The sequence below is a fragment of the Pseudoalteromonas shioyasakiensis genome, assembly GCF_024518675.1.
Taxonomy (GTDB): domain Bacteria; phylum Pseudomonadota; class Gammaproteobacteria; order Enterobacterales; family Alteromonadaceae; genus Pseudoalteromonas; species Pseudoalteromonas shioyasakiensis_B.
The window spans coordinates 346,195-370,919 of the sequence record NZ_JANIGL010000001.1; the positions used below are offsets into that span (position 1 = coordinate 346,195).

The window sequence follows — 24,725 nt, forward strand, 5'->3', positions numbered from 1 at the left end:
TGTTTTAGCTTTGACAGTTTACGACAACGCGACCTCGTATGTTTCCTGCCATTAATTCGTCTGCTGAACTAAGTACCTCAGTAAGGTTAATTTCATTGCTAATGGTATCTAAATAATCAACGCTAACTAGCTTGCTGAGTCTGTCCCATGCTTCTATACGATCAGCTTTCGGGCGCATTACGCTATCAATGCCAATTAATGAAACTCCGCGAAGGATAAAAGGGGCAACCGATGCTGGTAAGTCCATGCCTTGTGCAAGTCCACATGCTGTGACGACCCCACCGTATTTTAAAGATGCGCAGATATTTGCAAGCGTATGGCTACCAACAGAATCAATAGCAGCAGCAAAACGTTCTTTTGCTAATGGTTTACCAGGGTTTGAAAATTCATCGCGATGCAGAATTTGCTTCGCACCGAGCTTAGTTAGGTAGTCTGATTGCTCTGGGCGACCAGTAACAGCGACCACATTAAAACCAAGTTTATTGAGGAGATAAATGGCAAAACTTCCTACACCGCCATTTGCCCCTGTTACTAAGATATCGCCCGACTCAGGTGTGATGCCTTGTTTTTCAAGGGCGATTACACTAAGCATTGCTGTATAGCCTGCAGTGCCAATTTGCATTGTTTGCTTAGCAGTTAACTCGTTTGGCATTGGGATCAGCCAATCAGCACTTAAACTGGCTTGTTCAGCAAGTCCACCCCAATGTTTTTCACCAACCCCAAAACCATTTAGTACTACAGTATCACCTGCTTTAAACTCAGCATTAGCACTGCTAGTTACTTCACCAACTAAGTCAATGCCTGGCACCATAGGAAAGCTTCTAACCACCGGGCCTTTACCGGTAATTGCAAGGCCATCCTTATAATTGAGAGTACTATAGAGGACTTTAATTTTGACGTCGTTATCTGGCAGTGAATTTAAACTTACAGTGTCAAGTTTTGCACAGTAGGGGGTGTTGTCGGACTTATTGATTACAATAGCCTTGAATGAATTTTCCATTATGTATCCTATTAGACCGATCGTCTTTTAATTGCTAAAAAAAAGCGTTATCTAAATAACGCGCGTAAAAACATTTCTGTATAGAGCATCAATGGTTGTGAGCTTTTATTAAGCTTGGCACGCATTACTGCACCTTCCCAACCAATCCAAAAAAACTCGCTCATTTGAGCTGCGTCAATCTCTTGGCTTACTAAATTTTGCTGCTGAGCACCTTCAATGCATTGTTGCACATGAAATTCCCATTGTTGATAGCTTTGTACTAACCTTAGTTTAAAATCGTCAGGTAAATGATTCAGCTCTTGATTTAAATTTCCTACCAAGCAACCACGATTAAAATCATATTTTTGCATGCCCTGTGCTGCACTTTGGGTAAAGTTGATTAATCGTTCTAAATGAGGCACATCTGGCTGACTTAAATAGCGAGTTAACTTAGCGATAAAGTAGTCGTTATAAGCGTCAACAACAGCTAAGCCAAAGTCATCTTTACTTTTAAAGTAATGATAAAAAGACCCTTTTGGTACACCAACCTTTTTTAAGATCGTATCAATGCCTGTGGCACTAAAACCAAATTCTGTTAATGTTTCTAGACCCGTTGAAATAAGTAATGCGCGCGTATCTGCATTACTGCGAACAACTTTTGGTGGCCGACCACGCCTTGGTGGATTTTGCTGATTTGTTTGCATGACCCATATTAGACCGATCGTATTTTAATATGCAAGTTAAATTGTCTGTTATTTACACTTTTTTTGTTTGTTAGTTGGCCTATTAAATAAAAATCTTAATTTTTAACCGCTTGCAATAAATTTGTCATGATTACATTTTTTGCTGAACTTTATGCAAATTTGGCTAGTCATATTTAAAGCAGGTTACTGCAAGTTAGCGATTAGTTAGTCGTAGTTTTTTATATAAATATTGAATCTAAATTAGTGGTAAGACCACTAAGCTTTTTTAAATGTTAAATCATTTTCGCATCAGCAGCTTAGTTAATGTCAATTTATTTAATTGCTTTTGTGATTTGAATTTAACAGTTTTATTAACTATTCATTAAATGTAGATGTCATAAACACTACAAATTTATAAATATAAAAGGTGAGGATTTACCTATGAAGAGACAGAAAAGAGATCGGTTAGAAAGAGCTCATTCTCAAGGTTTTAAAGCAGGCTTAGCAGGACGTTCTAAAGACATTTGCCCTTATCAACAAGTAGACCCTAAATCAGAGTGGTTAGGTGGTTGGCGTGAGGCGATTGAAAATCGTAACATGTATAAAACGTAATTTTTAAACGAATTTTAAGCAAAAACGCCCTCATTTGAGGGCGTTTTTGTTAAGGCTTAATCCGTTAGAATGCGCTTGTATCTTGGAATAAGCCTACTTTTAAATCTTTAGCTTCATAGATAACGCGGCCATCAACTTCAACAGTACCATCAGCCATACCCATAAATAATTTACGCTTGATCACACGTTTCATATCTAAACGATACGTGACTTTTTTCGCCGTTGGTAGTATTTGGCCAGTAAATTTAACTTCACCAACACCCAGTGCACGGCCAAGACCTGGTCCACCAGACCAACCAAGGAAGAAGCCAACAAGCTGCCACATTGCATCAAGGCCAAGACAGCCTGGCATAACCGGATCACCTTTAAAGTGACAGTCAAAAAACCAAAGGCTAGGGTCGATATCTAGCTCAGCAACAATTTGACCTTTACCATGCTCACCACCGTCGTCAGTAATTGAGATGATACGGTCCATCATTAACATGTTATCACTAGGTAAACGGCAATTGCCTTCACCGAACATTTCACCTTGACCACAAAGGATCAAATCTTCTTTTGTATAGCTATTTTTAGGTTCCATAACACTTTTTCGTCGCTTAGAAATTCAGAGTACTTTAGCGTACACTTGTACGCTAAACAACTCTGAGCAGTTAAAAAATAAATATATTTGCATGAAATATCACCGTCTAAGTGAAGAACATGCTAATTGTGCGATAAGGACGCGCAATTTAAAGCAAAAATCATTATAATTAACGGCACTATGATTTTGTCTTTAAACCAGTATAAAGGAAGTTTATGATCCTTTTTGTTAACGCACTTACAGTTATTGATTTTTCTTACCTGTGTAATAAACGAGGCGCAGTTGGCGAGAGCTGGATTGTTGATTTAACCTTGCATGGCAAGTTAAATGAAGAGTCTATGGTGCTTGATTTTGGCCTAGTTAAAAAGCAAATTAAAGGCATTATAGATGAATGTATAGACCACAAGTTGGCTATTCCTTCACAAATAAATGGCGATATTGAATCTCACGATGAGTATAAAACGCTCGATTGTACCTTTGGGGATAATTATCACTTAGCTATGAGCGCCCCTCATCAAGCATACTGTTTAATTGATGCACCCGTTATTAATGAGCAATCGGTTATAGACTTTTTGATTACTACTATTATGCCGCAATTACCGAGCAACATTGATAAAATAGAGATTGAATTAAAGCCTGAGCACAGTAAAAGTTTTTACTATCATTATAGTCATGGCCTTAAAAAGCATGACGGTAACTGCCAGCGTATTATTCATGGCCATCGTTCTCAATTAGGTGTTGCACTCGATGGTATGGCAATGCCACGTATTCAAAAGCAGTGGGCTGATAAATGGCAAGATATTTATTTAGCGACAGCTGAAGATCAAATTAACCCTGAGCAATTACAACATATCACAGCCAAAACTGGTGATTTATGTTTTGCTTATAGTGCGGCACAAGGTTATTTTGAGATGGCTATAAGCCAAGAGCGATGTGATATTTTACCAGTAGATACCACGGTAGAATGTATTGCAGGATATTTAGCTGAACAAATCAAAGCTCAAAATCCTAATTCAGATATTAAAGTAACAGCCTATGAAGGTGTGGCAAAAGGATCGATTTGTTATGCGTAAATTAATAGTCGCGTCGTTACTTACGTCGTTAAGTGTTTTTGCTCAGGCTGTTGAACTCAAGGGAAACTTAACCCAAGGTGGCTTAGTGACAGGGCAACTTAAAGGTGCTCAAGCTGTCAATTTTAATGGTACTAAGTTAAAAACCACAGCCGATGGTACATTTGTTTTTGGTTTTGGCCGTGATGCCAAATTAAGCCACGAATTAACTTGGGTAGATAGTTCAGGAAAAAGCCATAAGCAGCCTTTGCTGATCACTAAACGTGATTACGATATAGATAAAATTACCGGCGTTGCTAAAAAATACGTGTCTCCACCAAAGGAAGTGAGTGAGCGAATTAGCCGTGAAGCTGTTGCTGTTAAAAATGCCCGCAAAGTTGATTCAGATCTAACTTACTTTTTAGACCCAGTGTATAAACCTGCACAGGGGCGCATTTCTGGTGTTTATGGTAGCCAACGTTACTTTAATGGCGAACCTCGACGCCCGCACTTTGGTTTAGACATTGCGAATAAAACCGGTAGTCCTGTTTACGCACCTGTTTCTGGCACTGTGGTATTTGCTGATAAAGATTTATATTACTCTGGTGGTACACTCATTTTAGATCACGGTCATAGTGTTACATCGACATATATTCATTTAAGCAAATTAGATGTCAAAGTTGGCGATGAGATAAAACGGGGCGATAAAATTGCTGAAATCGGTGCTACAGGGCGCGTAACAGGTCCTCACTTAGATTGGCGCTTTAATTGGAAAGGTGAGCGTTTAGATCCCGCTCTTATGATGTTAGACACATTAGCGAATAAAAAGTAGAGAACATGACAACTGAAGTTAACCGCGATGAAATCATTGCACAGCGTATAAAAGATTCAACCACATCAGTGACTAAAACGGTTTTTCCTGGTAGAACTAACCATCATAATACTTTGTTCGGTGGTGATGCACTCGCGTGGATGGACGAGGTGGCTTTTATTGCTGCAACTCGTTTTTGCCGTAAGCCATTAGTGACGATATCTTCTGATAGAGTTGATTTTAAAGAAGCGATACCTGCAGGTACCTTCGCTGAACTGATTTCAAAAGTTGTTCATGTTGGCAATACGAGTTTACGTGTTGACGTAGAAATCTTTTTAGAGACCATGCACAAGGATGATAAACATTCTGCAATTACAGGGAGTTTTACCTTTGTAGCTGTTGATGATAACCACAGGCCAACACCTGTGGTGTGCGATAAAATGATTTATGGATTTTAAGTTAAAATAAAGCATCTTAATTAGGTGCTTTATTTACATATACAAAAGAACACATCATACTATTCATTGATGTAATAAATCTTAGCGATGCTTGTTAATATACATACTAAAATTTTTGGTCAGGTAAGTGGGGCGTTCAGCTCTCCTCGTTGTTTTACTAGGGGAGAGCTAAGAGTCGCAAATAAATTAAAGTACCATGGCTGAAATCCAGCCAAATACTAATAATGGTAGGTTAAAGTGAATAAAAGTAGGCACAACTGAGTCCCATATATGATCATGCTGCCCATCAGCATTTAATCCTGAAGTGGGCCCTAAAGTTGAATCTGAAGCAGGGGAGCCAGCATCACCCAGAGCACCCGCAGTGCCAACAAGTGCAGCAGTAGCCATAACTGAAAAGTTTAATTCCAAACACAAAGGCACAAACAAAGTGGCGATTATTGGCACTGTTGAGAATGAGCTTCCGATCCCCATGGTAATCATTAATCCTACAAGCAATATTAACACTGCCGCCAAAGGCTTATTGCCTGCAATAATTCCCGCGGCACTTTGCACTAAGCTGGCAACATCACCGGTTGCTTTCATAACAGATGCGAAACCTTGGGCTGAGATCATAATAAAGCCAATCATGGCCATCATCGCGACGCCTTTACTAAATACATCGCTGTTTTGCTCCCATTTTACAACACCAAACAAACTAAAAATCATTACACCGACCAAACCACCTAGAATCATCGAGCCGCTGACATTTTGTGCAATTAATGAGGTCAGTACGGCGGTGATGCCAACCATTAATACTTTTTTTGGCTGCTCTACGGCTACATTAACAGTCTGCTCTTCATGTGCGTCACCTTGGTAGTCACGTCGCTTTCTGTATGAGATAAAAACCGCAATCAACAAGCCGAAAAACATGCCAATTGCCGGAATTATCATGGCCAAAGGTACTTGAGTATTCACAATTTCAAGTCCGTTATCGACTAAGTTTTTGTGTAAAATTGAATATAAATAAATGCCGCCAAAACCATAGGGGAGGACCATATAAGACGTTGCGAGACCAAAAGTTAAAATGCAGGCAATGGCACGACGGTCTAAACGAAGTTTATTAAATACCACTAATAATGGTGGGATCAAAATAGGTATAAAAGCAATGTGCACTGGCACTAAATTTTGTGATGAAATTGCACAAACTAAAATGATTGCTAATATAAAATAACTCAGTGCGGTTTCACCTTTATTGGACGTATTTACCTGCGAAAGTAACTTAGCCGCCAGTATTCGGGTTAAGCCCGACTTTGAGATTGCTACGGCAAATGCCCCTAACATAGCGTAACTAAGTGCTATTTCAGCGCCGCCAGAGAGTCCTTGATTAAATGCGTTTAACGTATCAGTTAACCCTAAACCTGCAGACAATCCTGCAACCAATGCACTAAGTGTCATTGCAACAATTACATTTACTCGTGCCAATGTAAGCCCAAGCATTAATAAAACACCAATTACCACTGCATTCATAAAATTCTCTTCGTTTTTGCTTTAATTAATTTTACCAGATCATGGCTGTGTTTTTTACGCTGCTCGGTAAATTCATCACCTTTATAACGCACATCGCTGTACAATTGAGCAAATTGAAGTAAATACGATTTTTTTTCTGGAAAGTGCTCACTTGCTTGCCTTAAATATTGCTGCGGCGTTAAGTTATCAGCGTGGTTTAAGCCATTTTTATCACACCAGTTAGCAATGTTCATAAAATCCTGCGCAAGTCGGTGTTCAGACTCAGCTGATTTTTTCGGCCAGTTAAGGTAAATGAAATAAACGATAAAAATGCCAATTACGGTTAAAATGACAAAAAGTGATATTTTCCATAATTGGTTATTACCAAACAAAGCTTTCAACAAAGAGCTTTGTTTTTGCTGGTCAAAGCCAAGAACCCAGTTGGTCCATTTATAGTCTAAGTTTTCTAGGTTGAGCCTTAGCCAATTAAACCCTGGAATTTGGTTGAATCTTAATAAACTAAACTCAAGGTTATTGGTAAATTCATTATTAAGTGACTGCATTTGAGAGAGGGAGCCGTTCAACCGCTCAGGTGAGACAACTGCAGTTGCATCAAAAATTTGCCAACCTTCATCTGCTATATGTACTTCAACCCAGGCATGGGCATCATATTGATACACACTTAAATAGTCATCTTTTTCATTTAGCTCACCGCCCAAATACCCTGACACAACTCGAGCAGGTATGCCTACAGCTCTAAACATAAATGCTGCAGCGCTGGCATAATGTCCGCAAAACCCACGTTTATTGCTAAACATAAACTCATCAATGGTGTCTTGGCTTGTCATAGGTTCTGGAGTTAAAGTGTAGCTAAATCCTTGATTAGCAAAATACTCAGTTAGTGCTGAAAAGAAGGCTCGATCAGTATCATTTTTTTTAAATAAATCAAAGGCGAGTTGTTGTGAACGTAAATTATTCTGCTGTGCATCAGTTAGCTTGGTATTTTGGTAGCGCTGTAGTTTTGTCAGTTGGCTATTATCCAATGCAGTACTTTTAACCTGATAGTTTATATTGTTACTTAAATAACGTTTGCGAATGAGCAATCCTTGCTCAGTGGTTTTAACATTGCGGTTTGTAGAATACGCTTTGTTTAAACCAAATAACCACGGCTTAGCAGAAGGCTCAGCAATAATACTGTATTGCGTGTCAGATGCTGTGTTGGTAGTGCTTGTACTTTGTTTTCGTTGTTGGCTTTTCAATAAGTCCGATACTAACCATGTGCTACCATCAAATTCATCATGAATAATTGCACGCCAATAATAGGGTGCTGAAGGAGGATTCGCTGTAGCTAACTTTGCTCGAAACACTAATTCATCTGAGTTAGAAAGCTTTGCGATGTCAAAAGGGTTCACACTTTCAGATAACCCGGTTTTTGCAAGTTTAGGACCGGGTAGCTGCCAAAATGCAGGTAATTTTGGTAGAAAAAGCAATAAAAAAACAGCCACTGGTAAAGCAATAAACAGCATCTTTAAGCTTTGTTTAGAGGCTATTTTTAAATTATGCTTTGCTTCAATGAGTGCAAGTGCGGCAAAGTTTAATACATAGAGTGCGCTTACAGATAAGGTAGCTATGATCGACTGGGAAAAAAGGTAAACTGTTGATAGGCTAAAAAAGCTTAATAAAACAATTGTTTGATAATGCTTTTTAGATTTAGCTTGCAGTAGTTTAAATAAGCTAGACAATATAAGCATTGCTACAAATAAGGTGACGGAATCACTAAAACCAATATCGTATAGAAGCAATACCAAACAAAGCCCAGCAAGAATATTTGCCAATAATGCACCAGGTTTACTTTTATTCATCAAAGTGAGAATAAAATTCCATAAACATAAAGCTGCTAATACCAATGTAAATGCGGGTGTTAATTCAGCCATTATAAACAGAATTACGATGCCATAGATGAGTGACAAAGTGAGGTTTATGGATTTTTCATTATGAATGCGTTGCATCATCGCTCTCTGAATGAGTTGTAAAACGGCTTAAAGCAATTAAGCAGCTAACTAAATGATCGCGTCCTTTCGCCATTGGGTAAAATTCATTATTTAGTTTTAACGCGTAGGGATGATCATTGATGTGAGCTTGAGTGATGAAAAAGCTTAATTGGCTTAATCTTGACTCAGTATTACCTTGTAATAATGCATAATCATAAGTCATAGGGGTTGATGCAAAATTGATAAATTCTTTAACCATTAATTGCTGTGTTTTAGCGTAATGCTTCCACGATACTCTTTGTAAGCCCATGCCATGTTGATGATCTGCCAAAGAGTCAAACTCTTCATTACCATTTTTTCGTTTTAAATCCCCTTGTGAGTTATCAGCTTCACTGACAAGGTTATCGTTTTTAGTTGCATCAATTTGCTCAGGGTAAACATAAACCGTCTCATTAATTTGCATATAACTCCAAACTGATACTAAGCCAAATGGATAGTGACTAAGTAACTTAATCCGCTCAAGAGCAAAACAACCACGATGGGTATACGGTAAAGCAACGGTGACATTACTACTTTTATCAATACTATCTAAACAAGCAACTTGGCTGTTTTTATATATCATCATAAATGATTGACATAGTTTAGTAGTTGAAATATCAAAGTGTAGTCGAGGTGAAATAGGGGAGTAGTCATCATGTTTTGTTTTAAAACTGATTTTTACACCTTTAACATTGCTATAGCCAATCAATATAGCTAATACCAACATGACCAACATTAAATAGGCCATGGCCAAAATTAAATTATTCTGATAATTAATACCTAAAATAAAATTAAGAATGGCAACAAACAAAAAGCCAGCACCCATTTTTGATGGTAAAACGTAAATAGTATTATGTTTTAATAGTAACGTGTCGCCGGTATGTTTATTTTTTAGAAATTTACTAAATAGCGAGTTTTTGATTGTGACAAAAGCAGAAACGCCGTTGGTTTTTCTTAGCCTTTTGATAAATGACATAACTTATAAAGGCACAGCAACAGCGTTTAACAATTGCTTTATTTGTAACTCGCTTGTTTGCTCATCAATAGCCAAACGATGAGCCGTGACACTTTTAAAAACCGCTTGAACATCATCAGGGGTAACAAAGTCTCTGCCATCGATAAACGCCCATGCTTGTGCCGCTTTAGCCAAAGCTATACTTGCTCTTGGTGATAAAGGATTGGCAAAAATACTACTATCGCGAGTATAAGTTACAAGCTCAATAATATAATCTACAACTGGCGCAGAAAGTGTTAATTTAGCGATTTCATCTTGAATATTAATTAGTTGCGTTGGATTTATTCGCTTTGGCAGTGCATCGTAATCACGATTATTATCGCCAAGTATCAACTTTCTTTCTGCTTCTTTTGGGGGAAAGCCTAAACTAATTCGCATCATAAATCGGTCTAACTGAGACTCAGGTAGTGGGTATGTGCCCGATTGAAAAAGCGGGTTTTGTGTCGCAATCACAAAAAATGGACTGGGTAGGGGGTATATATCACCATCCATAGATACTTGTTTTTCTTCCATTGCTTCTAGCAATGCACTTTGGGTTTTAGGCCCCGCACGATTTATTTCATCAGCGAGAACAACTTGACTAAAAACAGGCCCTTTATGAAAAGTAAATGTATGCTCATTAGAATTGAAAATACTTGCCCCCAGAATATCCGATGGCAGTAAATCACTGGTAAATTGAACTCGTTGATAGGATAACCCCAAGACAGATGCAAGCGCATGAGATAATGTGGTTTTGCCCATGCCTGGTAAGTCTTCAATGAGTAAATGACCTTGACTAAATAAGCAGGTTAAGGCGAGTTTTATTTGTGTTTGTTTACCAAAAATTACGAGTGAAAGATCATCAATAATTTCTGTAACTGTAGCATGCATAGTAACCTTAAAAATGTTCGACAATCTCTAAACGTTTCATTACTGTATCAACTTTTTTAGCATTAAATGGTTTAGCGATGAAACCTTTAGCGCCAAGCTCCCAGGTGTTTTGTACATTCTCTAAGCTATTGTGACCAGAGCACATTACCACATGGGTATGTGGGTAATTGTCATTAAGGTATTCGAGTATTTCTGTGCCGTCAGTATCAGGCAACTCAATATCGAGAAAAATAACATTAGGGGCTTTTTCTTCAATTAATGATTTAGCAGATTCAAAGTCACGACTTTCTAAAATGTCTTCAAAGCCTAATTCAGTTAAAATTTGATTTAAGTAGCTTCGAATATCTTGAACATCATCAATAATCAAAATAGGTTCTAACGGGCGCACAAATTCCATATTGTTTACTTCTTGTGATACAGCTTAAATTGTAGTTTTAATACTATGCTAAGCGATAATGAAGCTCAAGAAAGATACCTGAATAAAACCAACTAATTGAAATAAAAGTCAGCAATGTCCGATACCGTCTAGTATTGGACATTTCCTGTGTGTATTTCAGCAATAGGTGGCTTGTATTGATGTAAATACATAACAACCTATAATTTATATTATGTTAAATAGCGTTAATTTCTATATAATGCATCTAACTAATCGCTATGAGAAAACCATATCACCTCTTTTTGGTTGGCATTTTGTAATCTTACCTATCTTGCTAAGATTATTAAACATCGCATTTTTCTTATTTTATATAAGTGTTTTGAACCTGCTAACTTTAGAGCGCTTTAATTTTACTCAAACTATCTCAACGCCTTAACAAATTCATTTTTAAGTTAGCTCATTTTTAAGTTAGCAAGCTTTATAAATTCACCGACTTTAAAAACTATTGGTTTATATAGAAATTACCTATTTTGTTTTTTGCAGTTTATGGCCTTGAGTTGTTATAGTGATCACAAAGTCTTAAACAAGAAGCTATATGCCTTATTCTACGAGGTGTCTTGCAAAAACACCTATCCATCAACAACTACACATTAATGACGGTACGCGTGTGTTTATAATTTCAGATTTAGACGCCGACTATAAAAAGCTCGCCGGTGCTCTAGAGTCTGTAAATTTTGATTATGATAACGATACTTTAATAATGCTGGGCGATGTCATTGACCGCGGTAATGACAGTGTTAAATTGATTAAGCATATTATTAAACATAATTTTATTATGCTGCTTGGTAATCATGAGCATATGATGTTGGCTTCTCTTATCGATAAAGATAAAGATGCATTTCAGCTGTGGGTGAAAAATGGTGGCGCTTGGCACTTTAATGAAACCCAAGAGGATTTATTGCTTGTGTGATTATCTGCAAACTTGTCCGATCACAGTCAAATTAAATTATAAAGATAAGGTCATTGGTTTATCTCATACTGCACCACGTATATGTGATTGGCATATGCAAACTACGGCTAAAACGGTAAAAACATTGAACAAACAGTTCAGCACTTTTTATGGGACCGCAGCCGAGTGCAAACACAGAGCACGCAACTAAATCTAGGTGTGTTATTTTCAATCCATGGTCATAATACAATCCAAGCCCCCTATTGGCTTGGTAATACGTACCATATTGATACCAATTATTTAGCCGGTAAACCCAGCATTATAAATTTAGCTGAGTTAATAAAGCTGTACTGCAAGTAAAAATATAGCTCACATTTACTAATATGCTGTTTAATTGAAACGACTACCCGCGCAAAATTAATTAGTTGCAGCAATTACATTACTATTTGCTTGTGCTTCTAAGTATTTTTTAAAACTTAACCGTGCATGCCATAACTGCTCATCAGAAAGGTTTTGATATATTAATGGCCCGGACTTTTCTTTAGCTAAAATCTGTAGCTTTGTATATTCGCGAGTATCTATTTTTCCATCTGCAAAATAATCATTAGCGACGTCATAGAACTCTGCATTATCGTAAATATCCATATGCCACATTATTGAGCGGTACATACTATTGCTAATTTCATGACTATCTTGGGTTTCTTGGAAATATACAAATTCACTATAAATTGTATTGCCAGCAAAGCCTATGCCCAATAACGAAGCTGTGGTCAATGTCATCATCCATTTCATGTTCATCTCCCTTTGCGTTTACTAAAGAGTAACCGACTATCAAATTGAAAATTGATCTTATAGTGCATTTTTGACACTTTGATTAATTTTTAATCTTTTGATTAACTAATTATAGGAGTTATTTGCAGTGGGTGATGTTTATTTGATCAATACAGGCGCATTGCTCTATTGATAAAAAAAATATTATTGAGTAATTAGGCTGTTAAAACTATTTAGCAGCCTATTTAACATAACGTTATATGGGTGATTAATGCAGTGCAGCTGTGAATGGAATCGATTCACAAATCTTAGCTTCAGCAATTAAAATTTCTTCTAAACGAGCATCAACTTCGAGTTTATCAAAATATTCATACGCTAATTCAACAAATAGGTTTTTATGTTTTTCTTCAGACTTTGCAATCGCAACATAAAAATCTTTTTCCTTCCCTGCAGACAATGCTTGTGCGACTAGAGAAAAGCGCTCATGTCCCCTCGCCTCTATAACAGCACCGACCAATAATCGGTCCATTAAAAATTCATCACGGCCATTTCTAAATACTGCACGAATTTGTTTAACATATGGATCTTTCTGGTCATTACCTAAATTAACGTCACGGTCAATTAATAACTTTAAAACTTGCTTAAAGTGAATCATTTCTTCTAGTGCTAAGTCAGTCATCGCTTTTACAAGCTTTCGACGATCCGGGTAATGGGATAGCATAGACATCGCCATGCCAGATGCTTTTTTCTCTGCTGCAGCATGATCTTGTAAAAAAGTATCAAAGTCAGCAAGTACGGCTTCAGTCCAAGAAAATGGAGTATGGTATTTTAATTCAAACATGGTTTAGCTTACTGTTAATTCAATGGCGCAATTTTATCGCAAATTACGGGCAAAATCTTTCATAGAAGCCAAATTAATAAATAACCTTGTCTATTTTTCCACTTGCCGTAGAGGCTATTTTTAGCGGGTGCTTAATAGCGTTCCACGCTGTGACTTTGCCACCTATATTCATTTTTTCAAATTGAGCATGGGATGGTGTTGCACAGTGGAGAAAGTCACATAATTTAATAAAGCTGTCAGTATCGCTAATATCAATTTTGAGAAAATCCGCCTGTCGCTGCTCAAAATAATGCTCTGCAGCTTTTAAATGCGTGCTGTAACTTTGTTCTAAGTACGCATCGTTAGCAATGTTTTCTGCGCTAAAGTTTTTAAATATATTTAAATAACATCGTTTTATATGCGGGTTAAAGCCTCCATCTGCTCTCGTTAAATTTACAAACATACGTGAGAGCAGTTGGCGTATTGACGGCAGCCATAAGTCCATACTACGCTGAAGATAAATAAATTTAGAACCTGGATACAAGGTATCCAAATATTGATAGTCGTTAAAAATAGGTGTATCGGCTATCACCTGAGCATCAGTAAAACACTGTTTTGTGTAAGCTGTGTGCGCACATGTATAACCAAGCTGTAAAAAACTGTGACATACACTGGTTGTGCCTGTTCTTGGTAGGCCGATGATAAAAATTTTATTTACTGTCATTGTCGTATATTGCGAAGGTTCTAATTTGGCTTAAACCAAAGCTGGTTATTTTCAAGTGGCGTTAACTTCGACATGTGGGTATTTTTTAACCTAACAATTGTTTTTTCGTCTAAATTGGCATTTTTAATAGTGTCAGCAAAATACTGTGTAAATAGTCGATCGAACTCGCCATTTTCATGCATTTTCTCAAGCCCTGATTGAATAGCATGGTGAATATCAGGTCGTTTTGAATTGACAAAATAATAAATGGCCGCGGGATATGAAAGCGCAATATTAGGCACTACTTGAACATTTGTTTGTTGACCAAGTTGCTCTAATTCCCAATCCACTTCTAAAATAGAGCGCGGAAATGCATCACCTCGCCCTTTTAAAAGCATATTATAAAGTGCTTCATAAGTGGTTGATGTAGAGACAGATAATCCATTATCTCGAATAATAACGGTATCAGGCCAATCATGACCTTGGATAAAATCAATGTTCCGCAGAGAATATAGGTTTGTTACATTTGCAAATTTAGCGAGTTTATCTTGGGTGGTTAATAACAACCGCAAACCGTATAAACCTTTATAAATAGGTATCCGAACTGGGTTAAAAACTCGCTCTCGTTCAATACTGGTCATAGACCAGGCAACATTAACTAAATCGCCTTGCTCTAGCTCTTTTAAAGAACGACTTTGCACCATTTTAACTGATGACTCTAAAGTATGATCGCGCCCGCTGTGCTCTAAAGCAAATTTAAGTAAAACCAGTGGATACCAATTTTCACTTTCCTGTGCTCGCTCTGGTTTAGGGTAAATTACTTTTAGCGGTTGCTGATTTACACTCACAGTTTGACTGTTTGCACATAAACTACACAGTAAAACACTTAATGAGGAAACTAACAAACCGCGTCTCATATTAGAAAAACCGGCTAAAAATTAAGAAGAAACCAGCTAATGCTAAGGTTAAAAATGTAGCAATCATACCAGTCACTCTTAGTTTAAATGTGCCATCAGTTATAGCAATGCTATGGCAAACACGGCCAAATACTAATAAGACCCCTAAAATATGACAATAATGGCTACTGAGCCCCTGAAACTCGGCTAAAAATATTAAAATAAGTGCAAATGGTACATACTCAATAAAGTTACCATGTGCACGGGTGGCTTTTATGAGTGCATCGTTATTATTTGTGCCAAGTGAGATTTGGTTTGCTTTGCGAACTTTAACAACACGCATACTCAGATGAATATACATAAAAGCTAATACTGCAGCATAAAATGAAATTATCACTCGTTGTTCCCCTTTAGTTTTTTCAATAATAACACAAGTATTAACATGAAATAGCCACTTATAACTAAGTTTTTTATGATAACGTATTAAAATAACGGCTAAAAAGGATATATATGTTTGTGCCACGAAAGATTGCTGATAATTATCGAGAAATGATCAATAGCATTGGTTTTTACCCTTCAATGCTGTCTGTGGGATTTCTTCTTTTTGCCATTATTACTATGTCTGTAGAGTACAGTGCTCCTATCGTTAAGTTAAAAGCACTTATTGCTTTTTTATTAGTCGATAGCGAAGAAAATGCGCGAACTATTTTAAGTACTTTAGCCGGGAGTATTATCTCGTTAACCGTGTTTAGTTTTTCCATGGTAATGATTGTTTTAAATACGGCCAGTGCCAGCCTCTCACCTCGAGTGATCCCGGGTCTAATTACCCGCAAGTCACACCAATTGGTGTTAGGCTTTTATTTAGGCAGTATTATTTACTCAATTATTATGCTTATCAACATAAAGCAAACAGCTGGCGGCGATGTATCAATCCCTGCATTAGGTGTATTTTTTTCTTTAGTGTTTGGGCTTATTTCATTAGCGCTATTTGTGTATTTTATCCATTCAATTTCAAAAGCTATCCAAGTAGATAACGTTTTAAACGATTTGTTTAAAGATACCAAAGGCGTTATTAACGACATTATTACCCGCCAACAACAGCATAAATTACCCCAATTCCCTGACTTTACTGATTGGTATTCAATTAAAAGTACCACAGAGGGATATTTTAAAGGTGTTCACACCGATAAGCTCTGTGAAATATTGGCTCAAGAAGACATCAAACTTTTTATCATTGTAAATCAAGGTTATTTTACCGTAAAAGGCTACCCGTTTTTAAAATCAGACCGCGATTTGTCTGATAACCCCCAGTTGGTAGAAAAAATACTGGGCTGTTTTATTTTCTATATCGAAGAATATATCAGTGACCACTATCGCTATGGACTAACACAAATTTCAGAAATCGCTGTTAAAGCGATGAGCCCGGGTATTAACGATCCTGGTACTGCTGTTAAAGCAATTGATATGCTGAGTATCTTATTAATTGAGCGATTAAAAATTAGTGACACTAATTATTCGCTAAAACACGCACAAAGTACGCCTTATTTGTATATACATGAAACGTCATTTGAGGAGCTATTACACGATAACTTTACGCCGTTGCGAAATTACGCGAAAGCGGATGCTTATGTTATGACGAATGTATTAGAAGCATTTAAGAATATCTTGTTTGTAGCAAGTGACAATGCCCAAGCAACTGAAAAGCTGTTCAACTACTTAGCTGCCATTGTTGATGATATTAATGAACAAACCACAAATTTATATGACCGCACTGAAGTGATTAATATGCTTAACGCCATAGCAAGGATTGCACCTGAGCGAGGCGAAAAGCTGGTATCTCGATTTGAACAAATCAAAGAGTAAACCCGTATTTACGCTCTGTTAATTGAATTATTGGTTTTCAATTAGATAAATTGCGTAACTAGAGGCCGTAATTGTTATATCACCCACATGATACGAATCTGGCACCACTGAAACTGACTCAGCATCAGCTGACATTGCCATTTTTGCTCTAGTATAAGGTTGGACACTTGTATCCATCGGGCTCATTGAAGCACTGTACAGACCTTTTATATTCACATCGTAATTCTGTGCAAATTCTGCAGCTGCTGATTTTGCATCTTTAATTGCTAACTTTTGTGCTTGCTGTTGTAGCTCGTTGTATTTGCTTGATACAAATTGGCTCTGATTTACTTGGTTTATGCCGCCATTAACAAGGTTTTGTAACAAGCTTGGGTATTTTTCTACATCATTTAAAGTCAGCGATAAACTACGTGAAACACGAAATCCAACAAACTCTTGTTTATTGGTTTCTCGATTGTATTGCGTTTCGCGATGAATACTAAGCTGCCCTGCATTAATGTCTTTGGCCAACACACCGGTTTGTTTAGCAAGTTTTATTGCTTTAGCCATGGTTTGATCGGCTTTTTGTTTTGCTGCCATTAAGTCTTTATCAACTTCAAGGATCCCCACATTGATTAAAACACGATCTGCCGATGTGGTGATTTGTGCTTGGCCTTGAATATAAATATGAGGGGCATTTGGCGTACTATCGGCAAAAGTATTAAAGCTTATTGCAGCTGCAAGTATAGGTAAGTAACGCATAGTGTTCCTTAATAAGTGAATTAGCACTATTAAATACCCTAGCTGGTTAATTTAAAATGAACAAGCATAAAAAAACAGGCCGAAGCCTGTTTTTATTAATGTTCTTAATTAGATGCTTACACGTTTATAATTACGGTATTTAGGTAACCAGTAATTGGCATCTATGGCGGCCCAAAGTCTGTCATCACTTATTTCAAGTGCTGCGCCTTCTTCAATTGCTTTTTTAGCCACAGCAAATGCAATACGCTTACTTAGAGTTTCAATTTCAGTTAGTGCTGGTAATAAACTACCATTGCCAGTATTAGCACGAGGCGAAGATTCAGCTAAAACTTCACTTGATACCATCAGCATTGCATCCGTTATACGGGTTGCTTTCGCTGCAATGACACCTAAGCCAATACCAGGGAAGATATAACTATTATTACACTGTGGAATAGTAAATGTTTCGCCTTCATAAACAACGGGGGCAAATGGGCTACCAGTCGCTACAATGGCTTTACCTTGAGTCCAAGTAATTACATCTTCTGGCAACGCTTCAACCTGTTTTGAAGGGTTACTTAATGGGAATATAATTGGCTGCTCACAGTTACTATGCATCGCACGAATAACTTGCTCCGTAAATAACCCCGGTTGCCCTGATACACCTATTAAGATATCTGGCTCTGCGCAATGCATAACATCAAGTAGTGATGCGTACTCACCGCTGTAAGTCCATTGTGCTAAATCATCTGTTTGTTGCGCTAGTGCCTGTTGAAAGTCCCGTAAACCTTGCATACCTTGTGTTAATAAACCAAAGCGATCGACCATAAAGATTTGGCTACGCGCTTGAGCATCAGAAATACCTTCAGACACCATTTGGCTAATAATTTGCTCAGCAATACCACATCCTGCAGAGCCTGCTCCCACGAAAACCACTTTTTGCTCAGATAGTTTAGCGTTTTTAACGCGACACGCAGCCAGTAAAGAACCCACTGTGACGGCAGCAGTCCCTTGTATATCATCGTTGAAGCTACAAATTTCATCGCGATAACGTTTTAAAAGAGGCATTGCATTAGGTTGGGCAAAATCTTCAAATTGAAGTAACACATTCGGCCAGCGGCGTTTTACTGCTTTAATAAATAAATCTAGAAACTCATCGTATTCATCTTGGGCTATACGCTTATGACGCGCGCCCATGTACATTGGATCGTTAAGTAACTTTTCATTATTAGTGCCAACATCTAACATTACAGGCAAGGTATAAGCTGGGCTGATACCACCACAGGCGGTATATAGTGATAGCTTGCCAATAGGGATCCCCATACCACCAATTCCTTGGTCACCAAGACCAAGAATTCGCTCACCATCGGTAACTACGATCACTTTCACTTTGCCTTTGGTAGCATTACGTAAAATATCATCAATTTGATAACGATCTTCATAGGAAATAAATAAACCACGGGCACTGCGGTAAATATCGGAGAACTTTTCACACGCATCACCTACCGTTGGAGTATAGATAATTGGCAACATTTCTTCAAGATGATCACGCACTAAACGGTAGTAAAGTGTTTCGTTATTATCTTGTATAGCACGTAAATAAATGTGCTTATTAAGATTATCGTTAAAGCTAGAATATTGTTGATAACAACGTTCAACCTGCTCTTCTATTGTTTCGTAACGTGGGGGTAATAAACCTGCTAGGTTGAAACTTTCGCGTTCTTTTTGGGTGAATGCACTACCTTTATTTAAAAGAGGAGTTTCGATCAAGCCAGGGCCTGAGTGATGAATATAAAGATAATTTGGATCGGTATTTGTAGTCATAATTCCAAGCTTAGCGATGTCTTTAATTGTGATCTGCCATTATTAGGATTGAATATTAAAAAGCAATGACATTCAATCTTGTCAGACCATACACTGTAAGAGAAAAAGCACAGCCAAAACTGTGCTTAATACTCTATTGTACATTAACTTAGCGAGTCGATTAAGGGTTATTCGTAGCGTTTTTATGCTCATTAAGCACAATATTACTCTCGCCTAGCGCAATCCCTTCCCGACGCGGATCGGCAGCACCATAAAGCATACCGTTTTTAATTTCTACCGCATGTAACCCTGAGTTTAGATCACGCAGTTGAACGTTATGACCCCGCTTAACTAGATCGGCTTTTAATGCTGCAGTGTCTGTCCCTTTTTCTAAACTGGTATACTGGTTACGGTTTGTAACACGGCCTAGGTTAATGGCCTGCTGCGCTGTTAAGTCCCAGTCTAATACACAAATAAGTACTTGCGCTACGTAGTTAATAATACGGCTGCCACCTGGTGAGCCAACCACCAAACGTAAACTACCGTCTTTGTTGAAAACCATAACCGGAGACATAGAGCTTCGTGGACGTTTCCCAGCTTCAACTCTATTGGCTAACAATTTACCATTTTTTTTCGGTGAAAGTGCAAAATCGGTTAGTTGGTTATTTAAGATATAACCATTAACCATCACCGTTGATCCAAATGCCATTTCAATAGAGCTGGTCATAGACACAGCATTACCAAAGCTATCAATAATAGATACATGAGTCGTTGATGGTAGCTCATAGGCGTCATCTTTAGCATAGGTTAAAGATTTTCTCGGCTCTCCAGCAAGCGCCGATGTGTCGCGTTCACTAATGAGTGCAGCACGGTGTTTTATATAATCGGGCGCAAGTAATTCTTGTGTTGGAATATAAGCAAAATCAGGGTCGCCCATGTAAACATTACGATCAGCAAAAGCGAGTCTTGAAGCTTGAGTAAAATAATGAATAGCCTGTTCTGAATTGGGCTCAAACTGCGCCATATTTTTACTTTCAAGTAGTGCGAGGATTTGAATAACAGCCACACCACCACTACTAGGCGGCGCCATAGAGCAAACTCTATAATCGTGATAAGGAGCACACACAGCATCTCGCTGGACACTTTTATAATTAGCTAAATCAGTAAGCGTTAAAGTGCCTGGAGCCACCTTACTATGCTGCACAGCATTGACCATTTGTTCGGCGTTTTTACCTTTATAAAAGGCATCAATCCCTTTGTTGGCAATGTCTTTATAGAGATTTGCTAAAGGCTGATTTTTCTTTACTGTACCGGCCGCTAATGGCTTGCCATCGACAAAGAAGTAATCACGAATAACATCAAGGTTGGTGATCCCAGGGTTTATTTGTTTCGCTAATAATGCGTGTAAACGTGGAGAAACCACAAACCCTTCTTCGGCAAGCGCGATTGCTGGCTCAAAAAGCGTTTTCCAAGGTAATTTACCATATTGTTTATGGGCATTTGCAAAAGCATGTAAAATACCCGGTACGCCAACAGAGCGGCCTCCTACAACGGCATCAATCCAACGCGCTGCTTTGCCGTGTTGATCTAAAAAGAGATTCTCATCGGCATTTTCGGGAGCGGTTTCACGGCCATCAAAACTGGTTAATTGTTGCTTTTGCTTATCGTAATACAGCATAAATGTACCACCACCAATGCCAGATGATTGCGGCTCAACAAGGGTTAAAACCAATTGCGTAGCAATTGCAGCATCAACAGCGCTTCCCCCTTTTGCTAAAATTTGCTGACCTGCCTCAACGGCATAAGGGTTTGCAGCAGCTACCATAAAGTCACGCCCAACTACTTGCTGCTTTTGTTGCAACCCGGTAGCCGCTTCTGGCTCGCGAGTTTCACGGGGGCTTGTTGCACTCATGGCTAATGAAGGAATACATAATAATGAGGCAGTAAATGCCAGTGCTTTTGGAAACGTTAAAAACATAAAATAACTTAATTGCGCCTAGGTGTTTGGCATCTTAAAGTTAAACGTGCACAATATGCAAAAGTTTGCTGTAAAAATAAGAAAAAAATGGTTAATTTACCGCTCCAACCTCGTTACGTTTTACCGCCATTGTGTTTAATCGCAATCAGCGCTTTATTAGCAATTCTTAATTTGAACGATTTGTTAGAATTCAACCGTCAGCTAATTGAGCAAGGTGAAATCTGGCGCTTACTTAGCAGTCAATTTGTTCATGCTAATTGGGCGCATTTAGGCTTAAATTGTGCTGGCATTGTGCTTATTTGGTTATTACATGCTGAACACACAACACCCAGCCGATACGCACTAAACTCATTAATCTTAGGTATATGGTGTGGCTCAGGTATTTATTTCTTTTGTCCTGATATAAAGATTTACACCGGGTTAAGTGCCCTATTACATGGCGTGATTGTCTGGGGAGCAATAAAAGATATAAGTGTAGGGATGAAAACCGGTAGCTTACTATTTATAGGAATTTGGTTAAAAATAGCCCATGAGCAATACGCAGGTCCAAGTGCTGAAGTCGGCAAACTAATTGCCTCTCGTGTGGCGATTGATGCTCATTTGATTGGCGCCATTGGTGGAATAGTATTAGCGATCCCTATACTTGTTCAAATGATAAAAAAAACGCCAAACTAAATTTGGCGTTTTCATTCTTAATTAGAATTAAAGTGTTTCTTTAAATAACTTATAAATTCGGCGATATTCATCTAACCAACTTGATGGTTGTACAAAACCATGTGGTTCAACTGGAAATATAGCCGTTTCAAAGTTTTCTTTCTCAAGCTCTATTAAACGCTGTACTAAACGTACTGAATCTTGGAAAAATACATTGTTATCAACCATAGGTGCGTTGATCAACAGATGATTTTTTAGACCTTCTGCAAAATAGATAGGTGAGCTTCTTTCATACGCAATGGGATCTACATCTGGGTGATTTAAGATGTTTGAAGTATACGGCGCATTATAATGTGCCCAATCAGTTACCGGACGCAGTGCTGCTCCTGATTGGAACAGGTCAGGTTGAGTAAACAACGCCATAAACGTCATAAAGCCACCATACGAACCACCATATGTGCCAACGGCACCGGTATCAACATTCGCATTTTCAGCCATCCAGCTTACACCATCCATTAAATCTTGTGTTTCTGGTGTGCCCATTTGACGATAAATGGCAGTACGCCAATCACGACCATAACCTTTTGATGCACGGTAATCCATATCCATTACAACATAACCTTCAGAGGCTAATAGTGAATGAAACATAAATTCACGGAAATACCCTGACCAACCCATATGTGAATTCTGTAAATAACCGGCGCCGTGATTAAAGATTACGGCTTTACGGTTTTTACCGCTTTCACCCTCTACATAATCAGCTGGGTAGTACACTTTCGCATAAATTGGTTGATCAGTGTGGCTTGATGGCACAGCTACAATTTTAGGCGCAATCAGTTGTTTTGCTAAAAACTGACTTGATACTGTGTTAGTCAATTGCTTAGCAGAAGCATTAGCTTTAGCATCGGCCACATATAACTCAGGTGGTGACATAATCTTAGAGTGAGTAAGTAACAATTTAGCTTGATCAGGGCTTAACTGATAATCAGTCATACCATCGAGGTTTGTAACTTGCTCAGATTGCCCTGTCTGTGGATCAACACGGTATATTTCATACAAACCTGGGTGTTCAACATTCGCTTTATAATAAATAGCGCTGTTGTCATCAGCCACGGTTAAATTCGAAACAACAAACTGACCTTTGGTTAGTTGTGTTGCTTTGCCATTTAATGGCTTTTTATAAATATGGCTATAGCCTGATTCTTCAGATAAATAGTAAAGTGTATCTGAGTTATTTAGCCAACCAAAATCATTGTAGGTGTAGTTTACCCATGCATCATCATGCAAGCGATGTTGAGACACTAATTGATTCGCGTCAAAATCAACTGAGGCAATCCAGCGGTCTTTGTTATCCCATGCTTCTAACATCAGTGCTACTTGCGAACCATCATGATTCCAAACAATAGCACTTTGTGACCAACCCCAGTCCATCATTAAATTAATAGCTCGAGGCTCTTTTTTCGACTCATATGCTTTACCGTCACGAGCATAGTTTTCTTTTTTAACCGCTGCAAGCACGTCTTCATCAAAGCCTGGTAAAGTGTCAAACGCAAGGGTATTTTGCGCTTGATTAACAAGGTCGATATAAATTACTTCAGATGTTTGTGGCTTGGCAGCGGCAACACGACGACGTACTTTTTCAGCGTTTACACCAGCATCATCAGTAATATAATTTGGCATAATATCGCTGTCTTCACGCCAAGAACGGTTATCTGTGACAACAGCAATTAACGCTTTACCATTAGGAGACAGTTGCACATCAGCAAGTTTATTGCCTTTACCTAAGTAAAATTGTGCATTAGCAATCGTTGCATTTTGCTTTTTTAACTGCTCTTTACGAGATTGCTTATCAAGTTTGTTTTTATGGGTTAAAGCAATATAGTCAATTAACTTGTGTTGCTCTTTTGCAATATAACTAGTTGGCTCTTTAACACCTTCTGGCTTATCTGTGAGGTGTAGATTAACCAGCTCTACGCGCTGACCTGTTTTCAAATCAACTTTATAAAAAGCATTTGCTTGGCGAAATGCAAGTGAACCATCAGTTAGAAACTGTGGTTTTGATTGTTGTGCGCTGTCATGGGTAATTTGTGTGATCTGACCGCTGTTAATATTTTTTACGAAAATATTGCCTTCAAATGCGTAGGCTTGTAGTGATTTATCAGCTGAGTAAACAGCATTTTTTGCGCCGAGTGAGTGTAATTTTGCTAAAGCAACCTGACTGGCTTGTTGGCTATCTATAGTTTGCGTATATAAATCGCGTAGTGTATTACCCTGTTGCTTTTGTGCATACACAATAGTCTTTGAATCTGCAGCCCAAAATGCGCGTTCAGGTTGGCGACCTAACCAATCTGGATGTGCCATAGCTTGTTCGAGTGTTATTTCACTTGTCCCTGAGTCTACTGGGGTTGCAACAACACTGGCAACAGGAGAATCTGACACTTCAGTTGAAGTGGTTGAGGCGGTAGTTTGACAACCTGCAAGCATAAAGCTTGATGCGACTGCCAAAGCCACTAAGGTTTTATTTGCTGTTTTTAAAATCATAGTGCTTCTTGGGGATTATTATAATTCCCTCAATTTAAGCAGAAGCACTATAGGTATTGCAATTATTTAGGATAAACAG

The 24,725-nt window shown here is 38.2% G+C and carries 24 protein-coding genes; 7 read left to right on the plus strand and 17 right to left on the minus strand.

Going from position 1 to position 24,725, the window contains the following annotated elements:
- Positions 1-4: 4 nt before the first annotated feature.
- On the minus strand, positions 5-1,000 hold the full coding sequence (gene acuI, locus NQT69_RS01495; RefSeq protein WP_256825943.1) for an acrylyl-CoA reductase (NADPH): 996 nt from the start codon (positions 998-1,000) through the stop codon (positions 5-7).
- A gap of 47 nt (positions 1,001-1,047) precedes the next feature.
- Complete coding sequence (acuR, locus tag NQT69_RS01500) at positions 1,048-1,683, minus strand: acrylate utilization transcriptional regulator AcuR (protein ID WP_256825944.1); 636 nt, start codon at positions 1,681-1,683, stop codon at positions 1,048-1,050.
- 420 nt (positions 1,684-2,103) lie between these two features.
- On the opposite strand from acuR, the gene rmf reads away from it, so the two are divergent.
- Complete coding sequence (gene rmf, locus NQT69_RS01505; protein WP_058558798.1) at positions 2,104-2,274, plus strand: ribosome modulation factor; 171 nt, start codon at positions 2,104-2,106, stop codon at positions 2,272-2,274.
- A 64-nt stretch (positions 2,275-2,338) separates the two neighbouring features.
- On the opposite strand, the gene fabA is transcribed toward rmf, so the two are convergent.
- Positions 2,339-2,854 carry a bifunctional 3-hydroxydecanoyl-ACP dehydratase/trans-2-decenoyl-ACP isomerase gene (gene fabA, locus NQT69_RS01510; RefSeq protein ID WP_010389976.1) on the minus strand — a complete coding sequence of 172 codons (516 nt, stop codon included), beginning with the start codon at positions 2,852-2,854 and terminating at the stop codon, positions 2,339-2,341.
- Between the two features lie 215 nt (positions 2,855-3,069).
- Here fabA and NQT69_RS01515 point away from each other — a divergent pair, with 215 nt between their 5' ends.
- From NQT69_RS01515 to NQT69_RS01525, 3 genes are read left to right on the plus strand one after another with little or no spacing between them, the layout of a single operon-like run.
- Positions 3,070-3,927 (plus strand): 6-carboxytetrahydropterin synthase, encoded by an 858-nt coding sequence (locus tag NQT69_RS01515; protein WP_256825945.1) that lies wholly within the window; start codon positions 3,070-3,072, stop codon positions 3,925-3,927.
- On the plus strand, positions 3,920-4,735 hold the full coding sequence (locus tag NQT69_RS01520; RefSeq protein ID WP_256825946.1) for a M23 family metallopeptidase: 816 nt from the start codon (positions 3,920-3,922) through the stop codon (positions 4,733-4,735). Before NQT69_RS01515 ends, NQT69_RS01520 begins: the two co-directional genes overlap by 8 nt.
- A gap of 5 nt (positions 4,736-4,740) precedes the next feature.
- Complete coding sequence (locus NQT69_RS01525; RefSeq protein ID WP_256825947.1) at positions 4,741-5,172, plus strand: acyl-CoA thioesterase; 432 nt, start codon at positions 4,741-4,743, stop codon at positions 5,170-5,172.
- Positions 5,173-5,358: 186 nt separating this feature from the next.
- Here the strand turns inward: NQT69_RS01525 and NQT69_RS01530 are convergent, their stop codons facing one another.
- The 5 genes from NQT69_RS01530 to NQT69_RS01550 are packed head-to-tail and all read right to left on the minus strand — an operon-like array spanning position 5,359 to position 10,969.
- Complete coding sequence (locus NQT69_RS01530) at positions 5,359-6,678, minus strand: Na+/H+ antiporter family protein (protein ID WP_256825948.1); 1,320 nt, start codon at positions 6,676-6,678, stop codon at positions 5,359-5,361.
- Positions 6,675-8,666: a transglutaminase TgpA family protein gene (locus NQT69_RS01535; protein WP_256826714.1), complete on the minus strand. Its 1,992-nt coding sequence runs from the start codon at positions 8,664-8,666 to the stop codon at positions 6,675-6,677. The genes NQT69_RS01530 and NQT69_RS01535 overlap by 4 nt, the downstream gene beginning before the upstream one ends.
- Positions 8,650-9,663, minus strand: coding sequence for a DUF58 domain-containing protein (locus NQT69_RS01540; RefSeq protein ID WP_256825949.1), 1,014 nt, complete (start codon positions 9,661-9,663; stop codon positions 8,650-8,652). Before NQT69_RS01540 ends, NQT69_RS01535 begins: the two co-directional genes overlap by 17 nt.
- 3 nt (positions 9,664-9,666) lie before the next feature.
- Positions 9,667-10,572 (minus strand): AAA family ATPase, encoded by a 906-nt coding sequence (locus NQT69_RS01545; RefSeq protein WP_256825950.1) that lies wholly within the window; start codon positions 10,570-10,572, stop codon positions 9,667-9,669.
- A 7-nt stretch (positions 10,573-10,579) separates the two neighbouring features.
- Positions 10,580-10,969 (minus strand): response regulator, encoded by a 390-nt coding sequence (locus tag NQT69_RS01550; protein ID WP_256825951.1) that lies wholly within the window; start codon positions 10,967-10,969, stop codon positions 10,580-10,582.
- A gap of 574 nt (positions 10,970-11,543) precedes the next feature.
- Here NQT69_RS01550 and NQT69_RS01555 point away from each other — a divergent pair.
- Entirely contained in the window at positions 11,544-11,918 is a 375-nt protein-coding gene (locus NQT69_RS01555) for a metallophosphoesterase (RefSeq protein WP_256825952.1), read from the plus strand.
- A gap of 396 nt (positions 11,919-12,314) precedes the next feature.
- On the opposite strand, the gene NQT69_RS01560 is transcribed toward NQT69_RS01555, so the two are convergent.
- The 5 genes from NQT69_RS01560 to NQT69_RS01580 form a co-directional block, all read right to left on the minus strand.
- Positions 12,315-12,689, minus strand: a complete 375-nt coding sequence (locus NQT69_RS01560; RefSeq protein WP_256825953.1) for a hypothetical protein — start codon at positions 12,687-12,689, stop codon at positions 12,315-12,317.
- Positions 12,690-12,936: 247 nt separating this feature from the next.
- Positions 12,937-13,509 carry a tRNA-(ms[2]io[6]A)-hydroxylase gene (locus NQT69_RS01565; RefSeq protein WP_256825954.1) on the minus strand — a complete coding sequence of 191 codons (573 nt, stop codon included), beginning with the start codon at positions 13,507-13,509 and terminating at the stop codon, positions 12,937-12,939.
- Between the two features lie 73 nt (positions 13,510-13,582).
- Entirely contained in the window at positions 13,583-14,212 is a 630-nt protein-coding gene (locus NQT69_RS01570; RefSeq protein ID WP_256825955.1) for a sulfotransferase, read from the minus strand.
- Between the two features lie 20 nt (positions 14,213-14,232).
- Entirely contained in the window at positions 14,233-15,096 is an 864-nt protein-coding gene (locus NQT69_RS01575) for a transporter substrate-binding domain-containing protein (protein WP_256825956.1), read from the minus strand.
- 13 nt (positions 15,097-15,109) lie between these two features.
- Positions 15,110-15,484 carry an MAPEG family protein gene (locus NQT69_RS01580; protein WP_256825957.1) on the minus strand — a complete coding sequence of 125 codons (375 nt, stop codon included), beginning with the start codon at positions 15,482-15,484 and terminating at the stop codon, positions 15,110-15,112.
- Positions 15,485-15,597: 113 nt separating this feature from the next.
- Here NQT69_RS01580 and NQT69_RS01585 point away from each other — a divergent pair, with 113 nt between their 5' ends.
- The gene (locus NQT69_RS01585; RefSeq protein ID WP_256825958.1) at positions 15,598-16,950 is read left to right on the plus strand and encodes a DUF2254 domain-containing protein; all 1,353 of its coding nucleotides are present in this window, start codon (positions 15,598-15,600) and stop codon (positions 16,948-16,950) included.
- A 27-nt stretch (positions 16,951-16,977) separates the two neighbouring features.
- Here the strand turns inward: NQT69_RS01585 and NQT69_RS01590 are convergent, their stop codons facing one another.
- From NQT69_RS01590 to ggt, 3 genes are all read right to left on the minus strand, one after another.
- Entirely contained in the window at positions 16,978-17,691 is a 714-nt protein-coding gene (locus NQT69_RS01590) for an SIMPL domain-containing protein (RefSeq protein ID WP_256825959.1), read from the minus strand.
- Between the two features lie 108 nt (positions 17,692-17,799).
- Positions 17,800-19,494 (minus strand): NAD-dependent malic enzyme, encoded by a 1,695-nt coding sequence (locus tag NQT69_RS01595; protein WP_256825960.1) that lies wholly within the window; start codon positions 19,492-19,494, stop codon positions 17,800-17,802.
- Positions 19,495-19,654: 160 nt separating this feature from the next.
- Entirely contained in the window at positions 19,655-21,451 is a 1,797-nt protein-coding gene (gene ggt, locus NQT69_RS01600) for a gamma-glutamyltransferase (RefSeq protein ID WP_372822853.1), read from the minus strand.
- An 87-nt stretch (positions 21,452-21,538) separates the two neighbouring features.
- On the opposite strand from ggt, the gene rrtA reads away from it, so the two are divergent.
- Positions 21,539-22,126 carry a rhombosortase gene (gene rrtA / locus NQT69_RS01605; protein ID WP_256825961.1) on the plus strand — a complete coding sequence of 196 codons (588 nt, stop codon included), beginning with the start codon at positions 21,539-21,541 and terminating at the stop codon, positions 22,124-22,126.
- Between the two features lie 27 nt (positions 22,127-22,153).
- Here the strand turns inward: rrtA and NQT69_RS01610 are convergent, their stop codons facing one another.
- A complete protein-coding gene (locus tag NQT69_RS01610) occupies positions 22,154-24,646 on the minus strand; it encodes a prolyl oligopeptidase family serine peptidase (RefSeq protein ID WP_256825962.1) in 2,493 nt (830 codons plus the stop codon).
- Positions 24,647-24,725 lie beyond the last annotated feature (79 nt).

Coding starts and splice junctions, on each gene's coding strand:
- acuI (WP_256825943.1), bottom strand. CDS start 1,000: ATGGAAAATTCATTCAAGGCTATTGTAATCAATAAGTCCGACAACACC.
- NQT69_RS01570 (WP_256825955.1), bottom strand. CDS start 14,212: ATGACAGTAAATAAAATTTTTATCATCGGCCTACCAAGAACAGGCACA.
- NQT69_RS01515 (WP_256825945.1), top strand. CDS start 3,070: ATGATCCTTTTTGTTAACGCACTTACAGTTATTGATTTTTCTTACCTG.
- NQT69_RS01590 (WP_256825959.1), bottom strand. CDS start 17,691: ATGCGTTACTTACCTATACTTGCAGCTGCAATAAGCTTTAATACTTTT.
- NQT69_RS01610 (WP_256825962.1), bottom strand. CDS start 24,646: ATGATTTTAAAAACAGCAAATAAAACCTTAGTGGCTTTGGCAGTCGCA.
- NQT69_RS01560 (WP_256825953.1), bottom strand. CDS start 12,689: ATGAAATGGATGATGACATTGACCACAGCTTCGTTATTGGGCATAGGC.
- NQT69_RS01595 (WP_256825960.1), bottom strand. CDS start 19,494: ATGACTACAAATACCGATCCAAATTATCTTTATATTCATCACTCAGGC.
- NQT69_RS01545 (WP_256825950.1), bottom strand. CDS start 10,572: ATGCATGCTACAGTTACAGAAATTATTGATGATCTTTCACTCGTAATT.
- fabA (WP_010389976.1), bottom strand. CDS start 2,854: ATGGAACCTAAAAATAGCTATACAAAAGAAGATTTGATCCTTTGTGGT.
- ggt (WP_372822853.1), bottom strand. CDS start 21,451: ATGTTTTTAACGTTTCCAAAAGCACTGGCATTTACTGCCTCATTATTA.
- NQT69_RS01525 (WP_256825947.1), top strand. CDS start 4,741: ATGACAACTGAAGTTAACCGCGATGAAATCATTGCACAGCGTATAAAA.
- NQT69_RS01520 (WP_256825946.1), top strand. CDS start 3,920: ATGCGTAAATTAATAGTCGCGTCGTTACTTACGTCGTTAAGTGTTTTT.
- rrtA (WP_256825961.1), top strand. CDS start 21,539: ATGGTTAATTTACCGCTCCAACCTCGTTACGTTTTACCGCCATTGTGT.
- NQT69_RS01530 (WP_256825948.1), bottom strand. CDS start 6,678: ATGAATGCAGTGGTAATTGGTGTTTTATTAATGCTTGGGCTTACATTG.
- rmf (WP_058558798.1), top strand. CDS start 2,104: ATGAAGAGACAGAAAAGAGATCGGTTAGAAAGAGCTCATTCTCAAGGT.
- NQT69_RS01535 (WP_256826714.1), bottom strand. CDS start 8,666: ATGCAACGCATTCATAATGAAAAATCCATAAACCTCACTTTGTCACTC.
- NQT69_RS01550 (WP_256825951.1), bottom strand. CDS start 10,969: ATGGAATTTGTGCGCCCGTTAGAACCTATTTTGATTATTGATGATGTT.
- NQT69_RS01565 (WP_256825954.1), bottom strand. CDS start 13,509: ATGTTTGAATTAAAATACCATACTCCATTTTCTTGGACTGAAGCCGTA.
- NQT69_RS01540 (WP_256825949.1), bottom strand. CDS start 9,663: ATGTCATTTATCAAAAGGCTAAGAAAAACCAACGGCGTTTCTGCTTTT.
- NQT69_RS01555 (WP_256825952.1), top strand. CDS start 11,544: ATGCCTTATTCTACGAGGTGTCTTGCAAAAACACCTATCCATCAACAA.
- acuR (WP_256825944.1), bottom strand. CDS start 1,683: ATGCAAACAAATCAGCAAAATCCACCAAGGCGTGGTCGGCCACCAAAA.
- NQT69_RS01585 (WP_256825958.1), top strand. CDS start 15,598: ATGTTTGTGCCACGAAAGATTGCTGATAATTATCGAGAAATGATCAAT.